We start from the raw sequence: 12,276 nt of genomic DNA on the forward strand, positions 1-12,276 counted from the left end.
TTATGCTTGGCTAAAAGAAAAGCTAGAATACCCGGATTATTTCGAATTGATACCCCCCGCTCAAGAGACCATACATGAGCCAGCATATTGAACTGACAGGCGAATTCCAGGATCACCAATTCGGGCAGCGACTCGACCAGGCCCTGGCCGAATTGTTTCCAGACTACTCCCGCACCCGCATCAAGGAGTGGATTTTACAGGACAGAGTGACCCTGGACGGTCAGGTTGCCAACACCCCGCGCGAGAAGATTCTGGCCGGGCAGCAGGTGCATGTGAATGTTGAGCTGGAAGATGATACTCGCTGGGATGCCCAGGATATCGAGCTCAACATCGTTTATGAAGATGAACACATTCTGGTGATCGACAAACCGGCCGGACTGGTGGTTCACCCGGGCGCAGGTACGCCGGATGGCACCATCCTCAACGCCCTGCTGCACCGCTACCCCGGCATTGCCGAGGTGCCCCGTGCCGGTATCGTGCACCGTCTAGATAAAGACACCACAGGTTTGATGGTGGTTGCCAAAACCGTACCCGCCCAGACCCATCTGGTGGAAGCGTTGCAGGCGCGCCAGATCACCCGTGAGTACGAAGCGATCGCCATCGGTCACATGACCGCAGGTGGTACCGTTGATGCGCCTATCGGCCGTCACCCGACCCAGCGTACCCATATGGCCGTGGTGCCCAATGGTCGTCCTTCCGTGACTCACTACCGGGTTCACGAGAAGTTCCGTGGCCATACCCGTCTGCGTCTGCGTCTGGAAACCGGTCGTACCCACCAGATCCGTGTCCACATGGCGCACATCAAACACCCGCTGGTGGGCGATCCCGCTTACGGTGGCCGTCTGCGCCCGCTGCGCAACGCGACCCCCGAGCTGACCCAGGCACTGCGTAACTTCAACCGTCAGGCGCTGCATGCCACCATGCTGCAACTGGCTCACCCCATCACGGGGGAAGTGATGCAGTGGCACTCAGCTACACCGCAAGACATGGTGGAGCTGATGGAAGTGCTGCGTGCGGATACTCTCGCCAATCCGGACGATCTGGTCTGGAACTGATGTGATAGGGCCTGCTGCGTCGGTTTCTGGCGTCATCCGGCAAACGGGGTTCCCTTGCAGGAGCCCCGTTTTTATATCGGTGAATTGAAGGAGTCACAGATGAAATGGATCGAACCCGACTGGCCAGCCCCGGCGTGTGTCAGGGCGTTGTCGACCACCCGGGATGGTGGTGTTAGCGAAGGGGTCTTTGCCGGTCTCAATCTGGGCGCCCATGTGGGGGATGAACCGGTGCGAGTCGAGGCCAATCGGGCCCGGCTGCAGCAGGCGGCCGCCATCCCGGGGCCCCTTAACTGGCTCAATCAGGTGCACGGCACCGTGGTTCATCCGGTCAGCAGCCATTATGAGCAGGCGCCGGATGCCGATGCCGCCTGCGCCCATGAGGCGGAGCTGGCCTGCATCGTGATGACCGCCGACTGTCTGCCGGTGTTGTTTTGCGATCGGGCCGGTACCGTGGTCGCAGCGGCCCACGCTGGCTGGCGTGGACTGAAAGAGGGCGTGCTGGAGGCGAGCATCGCCGCCATGGGCTGCGAGCCGGGCGAGGTCCTGGCCTGGCTTGGCCCGGCCATTGGCCCCACTGCATTTGAAGTGGGGGGAGAGGTGCGCGAGGCCTTTATGGCTGAGCAGGCCGAAGCAGAAGCGGCGTTCGTCTCTTCGTCCAACGACGGCAAATGGTTGGCGGATATCTACCAGCTGGCGCGGTTGCGCCTTGCCCGCGCTGGCGTCACCGCCGTCTATGGTGGTGAATACTGCACCTTCAGCGATAGCGAGCAGTTCTACTCTTATCGTCGCGACGGCCAGACCGGCCGTATGGCCTCTCTCATCTGGTTGGCCCGCTAAGCAATCACCCGCCAAGTAATAGCCCGTCTCTCTCAAGAACAGATCCGTATGAGAGAGGCGGGGATCCTGCCCTCTCACCGCTTTGCAGAAAAAATAACCAGCCCATGCCCTTGAAATAGCCCGTACGGGCCTCATCTTTCATCTCAGAAAGTTAAGTTGTTTGCCGCGCAAGCGGCGTCTGCCTGTTTGAAGGGGGAGTGCAATGCGCCTCGATCGCCTTACCAGCAAATTCCAGATTGCTATTTCCGATGCCCAGTCTCTTGCGCTGGGTCGTGACCACCAATTCATCGAACCCGTTCACCTGATGGCCGCGTTGGTCAATCAGGATGGGGGCTCCATCCGTCCGTTGCTCACCCTGACCGGGATGGATATCAACGCCCTGCGCTCCCGTCTCGGTGAGGAGCTGGATCGCCTGCCGCGCGTCAGCGGCGTGGAAGGGGACGTGCAGCTCTCCAACGGCCTCGGCCGCCTGCTCAACGTCTGCGACAAACTGGCCCAGCAGCGCAAGGATCAGTTCATCTCCTCCGAACTCTTCGTGCTGGCTGCCCTCGACGACAAGGGAACGCTGGGCGAGCTGCTGCGTGCCCAGGGGCTGACCAAAGAGAAACTGGAAGCGGCCATCGACAAGGTGCGGGGCGGCAAGAAGGTGGAAGATGCCAACGCCGAGGAGAACCGTCAGGCGCTGGAGAAGTACACCATCGATCTGACCGAGCGGGCCGAAATCGGCAAACTCGACCCGGTGATCGGCCGTGATGACGAGATCCGCCGTACCATTCAGGTGCTGCAACGCCGCACCAAGAACAACCCCGTGCTGATCGGTGCCCCCGGTGTCGGTAAAACCGCCATCGTCGAGGGGCTGGCCCAGCGCATTATCAACGGTGAAGTGCCGGAAGGGCTGAAGAACAAGCGGGTGCTTTCGCTGGACATGGGGGCGCTGGTGGCCGGTGCCAAGTATCGCGGTGAGTTTGAAGAGCGGCTCAAGGCCGTGCTGACCGATCTCGCCAAGGAGGAGGGCAACGTCATCCTCTTTATCGACGAGTTGCACACCATGGTCGGCGCTGGCAAGGGCGAGGGGGCCATGGATGCGGGCAACATGCTGAAACCTGCGCTGGCCCGTGGCGACCTGCACTGCGTCGGCGCCACCACCCTGGATGAGTACCGTCAGTACATCGAGAAAGATGCCGCGCTTGAGCGTCGCTTCCAGAAGGTGCTGGTGGAAGAGCCGAGCGTGGAGGACACCATCGCCATCCTGCGCGGCTTGAAAGAGCGTTACGAGCTGCACCACCATGTGCAGATCACCGACCCCGCGATTGTGGCGGCGGCCCAGCTGTCGCACCGCTATATTGCGGATCGTCAGTTGCCGGACAAGGCCATCGATCTCATCGACGAGGCGGCGGCCAGCATCCGGTTGCAGATCGACTCCAAGCCGGAAGCGCTCGATCGCCTCGAGCGGCGCATCATCCAGCTCAAGCTGGAGCAGCAGGCGCTGATGAAAGAGGACGACGACGCCAGCCGCAAGCGTCTGGAGCTGATCAATCAGGAGATTGGCGAAAAAGATCGCGAGTACAACGAGCTGGACGAAGTGTGGAAGGCCGAGAAAGCCGCCCTTGCCGGCACCCAGCATATCAAGGCTGCGCTGGAGCAGGCCCGTCAGGATCTCGACGTGGCGCGCCGGGCAGGCGACCTGGGCCGGATGTCCGAGCTGCAATATGGCCGCATTCCGGAGCTGGAGAAACAGCTGGATCTCGCCACTCAGGCGGAGATGCAGGAGACCAGTCTGCTGCGCAACCGGGTCACCGATGTGGAGATTGCAGACGTCCTGGCCCGCTGGACCGGGATTCCGGTCGCCCGCATGCTGGAAGGGGAGCGCGACAAGCTGCTGCGGATGGAAGATCAGCTGCACAGCCGGGTGATTGGTCAGGAGGAGGCGGTCGATGCGGTCTCCAACGCCATTCGTCGCTCTCGTGCCGGCCTCTCTGATCCGAATCGCCCCATCGGCTCCTTCCTGTTCCTGGGGCCCACCGGGGTGGGCAAGACCGAGCTGTGCAAGGCGCTGGCGGAGTTCCTGTTCGATACCCAGGATGCCATGGTGCGGATCGATATGTCCGAGTTCATGGAGAAACACAGCGTGGCCCGTCTGGTGGGGGCACCTCCCGGATACGTGGGTTATGAAGAGGGCGGTTATCTGACCGAGGCGGTACGCCGTCGTCCCTACTCGGTGATCCTGCTGGACGAGGTGGAGAAGGCGCACCCGGATGTCTTCAACATCCTGCTGCAGGTGCTGGACGATGGCCGCCTGACCGATGGTCAGGGTCGTACCGTCGATTTCCGCAACTCGGTGGTGATCATGACCTCCAACCTCGGGTCGGATCTGATTCAGGAGCACCACTCCGAGAAGGATTACGACGAGATGAAGGCGATGCTGATGGATGTGCTGACCCGCAGTTTCCGGCCGGAGTTTATCAACCGGATCGACGAGACGGTGGTGTTCCATCCGCTCGGCGAGGAGCACATCAAGTCCATCGCCCGGATCCAGCTCAAGAGCCTGATGGGCCGTCTCGAGGCTCAGGGTTACGAGGTGGAGGTGAGCGAAGCGCTGCTCAACAAGCTGGTTCACGCCGGGTTCGACCCCGTCTACGGGGCACGACCCCTCAAGCGGGCGATCCAGCAGAAGGTGGAGAACCCGCTGGCGCAGGCCCTGCTCTCCGGCCGCATCGTTCCCGGCAAGAAACTGGTGCTGGGGGCCGACAGCAACGGCCTGACAATGATCCAGTAACGGGATCGTCGATAAAAAACGCAGGCTTGGTGCCTGCGTTTTGTTTTCTGAGGGACTGAAATGTTGAAGTTTTCCGTCTTGGTGGATGACGACGTTCATCTGCCGGACTGTCTGCCCGAGCGAGGGTTGGCGCTGCTGCTGGAGTGTGACGGCCTCAGGGTACTGTTCGACAGCGGCCGTGGCCAGGCGCTGCGCCACAACGCCGCCGTGATGGGGATCGATCTCGCCTCGCTCACCCATGTGGTGCTCTCTCACGGTCATTACGACCATGCGGGCGGGGTCGGCTCGCTGCCCGTCTATCCAAAACCCATCTCGCTCATCGCCTGTCCGGACGTGTTTTGCGAGCGGGGCTACTTCCTGTCGCTTCCCTTCTGGCGGCGCAACCTCTATCGCCTGTCGGGGGAGCTGGCTCGGGAGTCGCTGCCGGCCAGAGGTTTGCTCCCCCATTGCTCGGCCGAGCCGGTGTGGCTTTCGGATCGTCTGGTGTTTCTCGGTAGCATCATGCGGCGTGACTGGGCTGCACCTTCCTTGCTTGGTTACATAGTGCGGGGCGGACGGGTAGAGAAAGATCTGATCAGCGACGACTCGGCGCTGGCCTACAAGAGTGAGCAGGGACTCATCGTCTTTATCGGCTGCGGCCACGCCGGGGTCGAGAACATCATCGAGCGGGCCAAGGAGGTGTGTGGCGACGAGCGAATCCACGCCGTCATCGGCGGTCTGCACCTGAAGTTTTCCGGTTCGCAGCGGGCGGCGGCGCTTGGCGCCTATCTGCAGGAGGAGGCAGTGGAGAAGCTGTTTGCCTGCCACTGTACCGGCAGCAGGAAAGCGGATCTGCCGCGCCAGTGCCAGATCGGAGCCGGTTTCGAATACCGGTTTTCGGCGTAAAAAAAACGGCAATCCGAAGATTGCCGGGAGGAATGTAGTGACGCGACCTTGCGTGGGTTGAGCGGGTCGCAGGGGCAAGCCCCGGTTTCGCCGTGGGCCATCAGGGATGACCACGCGACTTACAGCATGTCCGGACTGCGCTCGTTCAGTCCGCACCGCCACACACCTTCAGGGCTGACCCGCGTGCCATTGCGCACAGGCCAGACCGATGAAATCAACGTGTTTACAGCATGCCAGGGATAGCGGCCTTCATTTCAGAGGGCCACACACCAACCTGCACCTGCCCGATATGCTCTTTTTGCAGCAGCAGCATGGCCAGACGGGATTGGCCGATGCCGCCGCCGATGGTTTGCGGCATCCGTGCGGCCAGCAGATCCTGATGCCAGTCGTACTGCAGGCGATCCTCGTCACCGGTGATGGCCAGCTGGCGGCGTAGCGCCTCGGCATCGACCCGGATCCCCATGGAGGAGATCTCGAAACTGTCCTGCAGTACCGGGTTCCACACCAGAATGTCCCCGTTCAGACCCGCCAGACCCAGCTCGCTGTGGCTGCTCCAGTCGTCGTAATCCGGGGCGCGTACATCGTGGCGTTCGCCGTGGGAGAGGGCACCGCCGATGCCGATCAGGAACACGGCCCCCAGCTCTTTGGCGATGGCGCGCTCGCGCCCCTTGGCATCGAGCTCCGGGTAGCGGGTCAGCAGCTCTTCGCTGTGCAGGAACTGGATCTCGGTCGGCAGGAAGGGGGTCAACTCATGCTCGGCACATACCGCGCGCTCGGTGGCCTTGATGGCGGCCCAGATGCCGCGCACGGTTTCCTGCAGATAGGCAAGATCGCGGCGCTCGCTCGGCATCACCTTCTCCCAGTCCCACTGATCCACGTAGACGGAGTGGATGGGGGTGAGCTTGTCTTCATCCGGACGCAGCGCCTTCATGTGGGTGTAGATCCCTTCGCCCGGGCCGAAGCCGAAGCGACCCAGGGTCTGGCGCTTCCATTTGGCCAGTGAATGGACCACTTCGTAGCTGTGCTCCGGCAGGGTCTTCACTTTGACCTGCACTGCATTCTCGTGGCCAGAGAGGTTGTCCTGAGTACCATCACCGACCCGGCTCAGAATGGGGGCTTGCACCTCCATCAGACCCAGTTGCTGGGCGAGTTGGCGGGAGAACATCTCTTTGACGAAGCTGATCTGCTGTTGGCTGCGAATGTAGTGCTGTTTCATGCTGAATTCCTGTTTCAAACCCCGTTGGATGTGGTGATTCTTCAACGGAATGCCAACTAAATTCAATATTCGATAATAGAAATAGGCTTTGTGTATTTTTTTCTTCAAAATAAGCCGTTCTTTAATGAGGTATCGTCAACGGGAGTGCAAAAAAATGCCGGAAAATTACCGGATCGATAATCTCGATCAGGCCATCCTCACCGCTCTGATGGAGAATGCGCGGATCCCTTACGCCGAACTGGCGAAACAACTGGCGGTCAGCCCGGGCACCATCCATGTGCGGGTGGAGAAGATGAAACAGGCGGGGATCATCGAGGGGACACGGGTGCAGGTTAACCCCAAGAAGCTGGGTTACGACGTCTGCTGCTTTATCGGGATCAATCTGAAGAGCGCCAAGGATTACCCCTCGGCACTGGCCAAGCTGCAGGCGCTGGACGAAGTGGTGGAGGCCTACTACACCACCGGCCACTACAGCATCTTCATGAAGGTGATGACCCGCTCCATCGACGAGCTGCAGATAGTGCTGATCAACAAGATCCAGACCATCGACGAGATCCAGTCCACTGAAACTCTGATTTCGCTGCAAAACCCTATCCTGCGGGATGTGAAACCCTGACCCCTTGATCAGGGTTCGATATAGGGGATGGCGTACTTGTCGTAGAGAGCCTTGAGGCTGCCGTTTCGCTTCATGCGCAGCAGTTCGGCATCGTAGGCCGCCATCAGGGCTGGGGTCTGTGCATCCGCTCGTGCGCGGGCCCAGGTGTTGAAGTAGGGGCTGCTCTTGAGCGGTTTGGGCAGGTAATCGACCTTGCCTGTCAGCCCCTCCTCCTTGATTTGGGTGAAGGCGGTGACCAGCGGCATGGGCACGGTATCGATCCGTCCGGCCAGCAGTTTGCGCAGTTGCAGCTGGTTCATGGTGATCTCCTGGAACTGATAGGCCGGGTCGGTCATGGCCGCTGCCAGTTCAGGGGTGTAGGAGAAATCCTTGGTCACGCCGATGCGCCAGGGTTTGAGATCGGCCAGCGTTTCGTAGCGGATCTTCATCAGGTCCGCCTTGCGCACGAAGAAGTGCCAGCTGTGGCGAAGATGGGCCTGTTGGGGATAGATGAGATAACTCTCCCGCTCTGCTTTGTAGGAGTGGGTCATCACCAAGTCGCAGGCGCCGGTTTCGGCATTGCGGGTGAGGCGGGCACCGGAGTCGGCCAGCTCGATCCGAAAGGGCGTCTCCAGCTTGTCGAATATGGCGGTGACGATATCGATATCAAGACCCTGGGGTTTCTGATCGGCATCGAGATACTTGAGCGGGGGCTCCATGGTGCCGCAGATCACCAGCTCTTTGGCGGGCAATCCGAGTGGAAACAGCAAACAAAACAGGGGGATCACACGCAAACTACGTCTCCTGAGCCCGTTTGAAGATATTCCAAGACCTGATTCCAGTATATTGGATGGCACCTGATCCGTTAGAAGCGACTGTTTATGGCAAATCCTGAAATCGAGAGCCCGCTGGACGGGATCGACAAGTTGACCGTCTCGCTCTACCGCCTTGGCTTGAGTGCAGTTGCCCTGTTGCTGCTTTGCCGCGGTGCGGCGCTGCTGAGCGGGATGGCACTGCTCTCGTCGGCACAATGGTTGATGTCGCTGGCAGTGGCAAGCGCAATCTGCGGCTTCTCGCTGCATATCTACGACAAGCGGATTCGCCTGATTCTGCAGGGATTTGGTTGGGGCGCGTTGGCCCTGGCTGCGGTGGGGGCGCCGGATGCGCTGGTGCTGGGGGCGGCCTTGGCGACTCTCTCCGGGCTGGCGTTCAAGGAGCAGTTTTGCTTCTCGATTCCCGGCATCAAACTGGTGCCTATTTTGCTGCCGGTGTTATGGCTGCTGGAGTGGTTGCGGGTGGAGTGGGCCGCCGCACTGGTGGCGCTGGTCTGCGGGGCCCTGTTGACCTTGCTGGCGCTGGCCAAGTGGCGGATGCCCCTGCACTTCGATATCGGTGACAAGGGGCGTTACCAGATCTAGGTCTGCTGGCACACCTTCATCTGCTGGTTGAGGGCCTGCATCACCTGACGGCGGCTGATGATGCCGATCACCTTGCCCTGTTGCAGCACCGGGTAGATCTTGGGCTTGGCATCGACCATCTGGCGAGCCAGATCCAGAATGCTCTCATCCGGCCCGACCGAGAGGGGCGAGCGGTTCATCAGATCCTCCACCCGGGTGCGGGTATCGCAGTGGTAGCTGCCGGTGAGCAGGCTGGGGATGCAATCTTGTTCGGAAAGAAAGCCGATCAGCCGTTTCTGCTCATCCAGTACCGGCAGGCCGCCAAGACCCGATTGATGCAGGCGATCCAGCGCTTCTGCCAGGCCGAGTCCGGCAGTGAGGGAGTGGGTCAGGCGACCCATGTGGTGGTGTACTTTCAGCATGGTGGTGACTCCGCAAGAGGGGAATGCCGCCACTATGACGCGGGTGGGTGGCCCGCGACCAATGGCTTGTGCCGCAGGGATTGATAGGCACCGGCCATCGGCGGTGATCCGCTGGCAGGCGGGCTTCGTTCATGCAAGACCATGAAAGGGAAAGGAGATCGTATGCGTGCATTGGTAACGGGCTGTGGCCGTCGACTCGGATTTTATCTCTGTGAACAGCTGGTGGCAGCGGGTTGGCAGGTGACGGGCAGCTATCGCAGCGAGCGGCCGGAGCTGGCCACGCTGGCTGCATTGGGGGTCGAACTGGTGCAGGCGGATTTTGGCCGGGAAGAGGACGTTGGCAAGCTGATCGATGTGCTGGCTGCTCATCAGGATCTGGCGCTGGTGATCCACAACGCCTCGGCCTTCGAGCCGCAGGCAACTGATCCGGCGGCGCAACTGGCCCAGTTCGAGCAGTTCTACCGGGTGCACATGGCGGCCCCCTTCCAGCTAAACCGGGCGCTGGCCCCCCGGCTGGCCAGCAATCCCAACGCCAGCATCATTCACATCACCGATATCTATATCCATGCCCCGGCCCCCCGTTTTGCCAGCTATGTGGCCACCAAGGCAGGGGCCCATTCGCTGGCCATGAGCTTTGCCCGGGAGCTGGCGCCTGCGGTGCGAGTCAACACCATAGAGCCGGGCCCCATTCTGTTTCTCGACGAGCATGACGAGGCATGGCGCCAGCAGGTGTTGGCGAAAACACCGCTGGCGCGGGAGGGGGGACTTGAGCCCATCTGGCAGGCGGTGCAGTTACTGATGGGGAACAGTTATATGACGGGGGCCAGCATCAAGGTGGATGGCGGGCGTGCGCTGGCCACCCTCTGATAGGTTGCCGAGCACCAGCGGCCCCAGCCCGACCTGCCTAGTCAGCAAGCCCTTGCCGGGTTTGAGCTTGCCCGACGGGGCGGGGAGCGTCACTTGCAGCGCCACCTTGGGGTCATGCACCTCGCCATGGCCATAGAGCTCGGCCAGCAGCTCCGCCAGATAGGAATCGACCTCTGCCGTGGTAAAGTCACCGCTCCTGTCGCTGGCCAGAATATCGATGTCGAGCGGCCGATCGTGCACCTTGCAGAGCGGATCGCTGCGATCCCGGCCGTGAGCCACTTCAAGGGCGACAAAGTGCTGCTTGAGGCTGGCGGCATCGAGTGGGCTCTCCACCACCAGCAGGCAGTTGAGAAAGTCGTGGCTGGAGTGCATTCCCACCGGCTTGGTGCGGATCACCGAACTCAGCCGCAGGGGGCCGACGTTCGCAAGCAGCTCGGCCAGCACCCGGCTGACATGGATGTGCGGGTCAAGATTGGAACCAATGCTACACAGATAGAACATGCTCACCTTCCCGGGGTTGGGCTCATCTGAAATGTATACGCAGCTCACGGTTATCGGATTAACTATGGCTTAACATTGTCTTATCTATTGTGATCCGGCACTGATTGGCAGAAAGGAGGTTTGCATGAGTGTGGAGCTGAAATGGGCGCTGTTGACCGCCTCGGGCGCGCTGGCGATGATCATGATTATTTGTCTGGCCTCTGTCGCGTTGGCGTGAATCACCACAATCCAGATAATACAAACCGGCCTGTTGGCCGGTTTTGTTTTTTGGGGCGGTGCGGCTATGCTGGCGCACCGGTGAGAATGCAAGAGAAGAGATGATGACCAAGGTTCGCCCACGCTCCCTGCTGCAGGTGGTATTGATGGGATTTGTGCTGGTATTGATGCCGCTGGGCGGCATGATCTGGCACAACAGCACCTCCCTTGCCCACCTCAGTCAGCTCACCAGCGACGAGATGGAGCGGGCGGTCAAGGATACCCGCCGCGCCACCCTGCTGACGGCGCAAGCCATCGATATCGAACGCACCTTGCGCCGCTTCGCGGTGCTGGGGGATCGCCGCAGTCTCACCAGCTACCAGCAGCAACTCGACGGGTATCGGGTGTTGCTGGCGGAACACCGCAACTCCATCACCGACGGCCAGCTCTACAGCGGGCTCGATCAGGGGCTGGCCTGGCTCGACAGCCTGCAGGATGCCGCGCTGGCCCAGGCTGCGGTGGCGGGGGACAAGCTGGAGCAGTTCAACGATGCCAACAAGCAGCTCGAAATAGTCACCCGCAGCCGGGTTGACGAACACATGGATCGGGTGCAGCTCACCATCGCCGGACTGACCAGCGAGCTCTGGTGGGTGAGCGGAGCGGTAGCGGCGCTCAGCCTGCTGATGGTCTTTATCTTCACCTACCTCATCATCCACCCGGTACGACAGATTGAGTCGCGCATCTTGAGTCTGGGTGCCGGGGTCGAACCCGATCCCAAGCCGGTTGACGGCCCTGCCGAGCTGGTATTGCTGGGGGAGCGGATCGTCTGGCTGCACGACAAACTCAAGGAGCTGGAGCTGCAGAAATACCAGTTCCTGCGTCATGTTTCCCACGAGCTCAAGACCCCGCTGGCGGTGCTGCGGGAGGGGACGGATCTGCTCTGCGAGCAGCTGGTCGGGCCTTTGACGCCGGATCAGCTGGAGATCTGCCAGATGCTCGACGAGAACAGTCGGCGTTTGCAGACCCTGATCGAGCGGCTGCTCGACTTCAATCGACTCAGTCAGCAGGAGGCCTTCGAACTGGAGCCCGTCCCCCTGCTGCCGATGTTGTCGGAACTTTCTGCAGAGTACCGGCTGGCATTGGAGTCCAAGCAGATCCGTGTACACTTGCCGACCGTGCCGGTGACCCTGTGGGCGGAGCCCTACCGGCTACGGCTGATCCTCGATAACCTCTTCTCCAACGCCGTCAGTTACGGCGCCAGCGGAGGCAATATCTGGATCAGGGCAGGGCAGAATGAACAGATAAGCTGGCTGGAAGTGGCCAACGAGGGGCCCAAGATCCCCGTGGCCGATCAGCAACGCATTTTTGAACCCTTCGAGCAAGGCAGCACAGTGCGGCAAGGTCTCTTGAAAGGCTCGGGCATGGGCCTCTCCATCGCCCGCGAGTCTGCCAACAGCCTGGGGGGGAACTGGTTCTGGTAGAGGATGAACAGGCGGATGTCTGTTTCAGGTTGACGTTGAAATGAGGACT

The 12,276-nt window shown here is 60.9% G+C and carries 12 protein-coding genes and 1 pseudogene; 9 read left to right on the top strand and 4 right to left on the bottom strand.

All coding sequences use genetic code 11. The features are described 5' to 3' along the window. Positions 1–74 precede the first annotated feature (74 nt). The 4 genes from rluD (at position 75) to ACTG2B_RS01445 (ending at position 5,553) form a co-directional block, all read left to right on the top strand. Positions 75–1,055 carry a 23S rRNA pseudouridine(1911/1915/1917) synthase RluD gene (gene rluD / locus ACTG2B_RS01430; protein WP_005339771.1) on the top strand — a complete coding sequence of 327 codons (981 nt, stop codon included), beginning with the start codon at positions 75–77 and terminating at the stop codon, positions 1,053–1,055. Positions 1,056–1,154: 99 nt separating this feature from the next. Continuing rightward, positions 1,155–1,892 (top strand): peptidoglycan editing factor PgeF, encoded by a 738-nt coding sequence (gene pgeF, locus ACTG2B_RS01435; RefSeq protein ID WP_421276251.1) that lies wholly within the window; start codon positions 1,155–1,157, stop codon positions 1,890–1,892. Between the two features lie 202 nt (positions 1,893–2,094). Further along, positions 2,095–4,668: an ATP-dependent chaperone ClpB gene (gene clpB / locus ACTG2B_RS01440; RefSeq protein ID WP_439995087.1), complete on the top strand. Its 2,574-nt coding sequence runs from the start codon at positions 2,095–2,097 to the stop codon at positions 4,666–4,668. A gap of 60 nt (positions 4,669–4,728) precedes the next feature. Beyond that, the gene (locus ACTG2B_RS01445) at positions 4,729–5,553 is read left to right on the top strand and encodes an MBL fold metallo-hydrolase (protein WP_439995088.1); all 825 of its coding nucleotides are present in this window, start codon (positions 4,729–4,731) and stop codon (positions 5,551–5,553) included. Between the two features lie 223 nt (positions 5,554–5,776). Here the strand turns inward: ACTG2B_RS01445 and asnA are convergent, their stop codons facing one another. After that, positions 5,777–6,769, bottom strand: coding sequence for an aspartate--ammonia ligase (gene asnA, locus ACTG2B_RS01450; RefSeq protein ID WP_317114430.1), 993 nt, complete (start codon positions 6,767–6,769; stop codon positions 5,777–5,779). A gap of 154 nt (positions 6,770–6,923) precedes the next feature. Between asnA and asnC the strand changes: the two genes are divergently transcribed. Continuing rightward, entirely contained in the window at positions 6,924–7,385 is a 462-nt protein-coding gene (gene asnC / locus ACTG2B_RS01455) for a transcriptional regulator AsnC (protein WP_005339783.1), read from the top strand. Between the two features lie 8 nt (positions 7,386–7,393). Here asnC and ACTG2B_RS01460 read toward each other — a convergent pair whose 3' ends face one another. Continuing rightward, positions 7,394–8,158 carry a substrate-binding periplasmic protein gene (locus ACTG2B_RS01460; RefSeq protein WP_216979928.1) on the bottom strand — a complete coding sequence of 255 codons (765 nt, stop codon included), beginning with the start codon at positions 8,156–8,158 and terminating at the stop codon, positions 7,394–7,396. An 87-nt stretch (positions 8,159–8,245) separates the two neighbouring features. Here ACTG2B_RS01460 and ACTG2B_RS01465 point away from each other — a divergent pair, with 87 nt between their 5' ends. After that, positions 8,246–8,782, top strand: coding sequence for a DUF2301 domain-containing membrane protein (locus ACTG2B_RS01465; protein WP_439995089.1), 537 nt, complete (start codon positions 8,246–8,248; stop codon positions 8,780–8,782). On the opposite strand, the gene ACTG2B_RS01470 is transcribed toward ACTG2B_RS01465, so the two are convergent. Further along, the gene (locus ACTG2B_RS01470) at positions 8,779–9,183 is read right to left on the bottom strand and encodes a CBS domain-containing protein (protein WP_407957320.1); all 405 of its coding nucleotides are present in this window, start codon (positions 9,181–9,183) and stop codon (positions 8,779–8,781) included. The genes ACTG2B_RS01465 and ACTG2B_RS01470 overlap by 4 nt on opposite strands. Positions 9,184–9,345: 162 nt before the next feature. On the opposite strand from ACTG2B_RS01470, the gene ACTG2B_RS01475 reads away from it, so the two are divergent. Then, the gene (locus ACTG2B_RS01475) at positions 9,346–10,050 is read left to right on the top strand and encodes an SDR family oxidoreductase (RefSeq protein WP_021231462.1); all 705 of its coding nucleotides are present in this window, start codon (positions 9,346–9,348) and stop codon (positions 10,048–10,050) included. Here the strand turns inward: ACTG2B_RS01475 and ACTG2B_RS01480 are convergent. Then, a complete protein-coding gene (locus tag ACTG2B_RS01480; RefSeq protein ID WP_407957318.1) occupies positions 9,976–10,551 on the bottom strand; it encodes a 2-amino-4-hydroxy-6-hydroxymethyldihydropteridine diphosphokinase in 576 nt (191 codons plus the stop codon). The genes ACTG2B_RS01475 and ACTG2B_RS01480 overlap by 75 nt on opposite strands. A gap of 124 nt (positions 10,552–10,675) precedes the next feature. Between ACTG2B_RS01480 and cydH the strand changes: the two genes are divergently transcribed. After that, positions 10,676–10,768 carry a cytochrome bd-I oxidase subunit CydH gene (gene cydH / locus ACTG2B_RS01485; RefSeq protein ID WP_005339800.1) on the top strand — a complete coding sequence of 31 codons (93 nt, stop codon included), beginning with the start codon at positions 10,676–10,678 and terminating at the stop codon, positions 10,766–10,768. A 103-nt stretch (positions 10,769–10,871) separates the two neighbouring features. Then, a pseudogene (locus ACTG2B_RS01490) lies at positions 10,872–12,271 on the top strand (sensor histidine kinase). Positions 12,272–12,276 lie beyond the last annotated feature (5 nt).

Origin of the sequence: Aeromonas sp. 30P, from assembly GCF_051919805.1 — a bacterium.
GTDB lineage: Bacteria > Pseudomonadota > Gammaproteobacteria > Enterobacterales > Aeromonadaceae > Aeromonas > Aeromonas veronii.

Excerpts from the sequence above, each read along its gene's own strand:
- clpB (WP_439995087.1), top strand. The coding sequence starts at position 2,095 with ATGCGCCTCGATCGCCTTACCAGCAAATTCCAGATTGCTATTTCCGAT.
- asnA (WP_317114430.1), bottom strand. The coding sequence starts at position 6,769 with ATGAAACAGCACTACATTCGCAGCCAACAGCAGATCAGCTTCGTCAAA.
- ACTG2B_RS01480 (WP_407957318.1), bottom strand. The coding sequence starts at position 10,551 with ATGTTCTATCTGTGTAGCATTGGTTCCAATCTTGACCCGCACATCCAT.
- ACTG2B_RS01475 (WP_021231462.1), top strand. The coding sequence starts at position 9,346 with ATGCGTGCATTGGTAACGGGCTGTGGCCGTCGACTCGGATTTTATCTC.
- ACTG2B_RS01445 (WP_439995088.1), top strand. The coding sequence starts at position 4,729 with ATGTTGAAGTTTTCCGTCTTGGTGGATGACGACGTTCATCTGCCGGAC.
- ACTG2B_RS01470 (WP_407957320.1), bottom strand. The coding sequence starts at position 9,183 with ATGCTGAAAGTACACCACCACATGGGTCGCCTGACCCACTCCCTCACT.
- pgeF (WP_421276251.1), top strand. The coding sequence starts at position 1,155 with ATGAAATGGATCGAACCCGACTGGCCAGCCCCGGCGTGTGTCAGGGCG.
- cydH (WP_005339800.1), top strand. The coding sequence starts at position 10,676 with ATGAGTGTGGAGCTGAAATGGGCGCTGTTGACCGCCTCGGGCGCGCTG.
- asnC (WP_005339783.1), top strand. The coding sequence starts at position 6,924 with ATGCCGGAAAATTACCGGATCGATAATCTCGATCAGGCCATCCTCACC.
- rluD (WP_005339771.1), top strand. The coding sequence starts at position 75 with ATGAGCCAGCATATTGAACTGACAGGCGAATTCCAGGATCACCAATTC.
- ACTG2B_RS01465 (WP_439995089.1), top strand. The coding sequence starts at position 8,246 with ATGGCAAATCCTGAAATCGAGAGCCCGCTGGACGGGATCGACAAGTTG.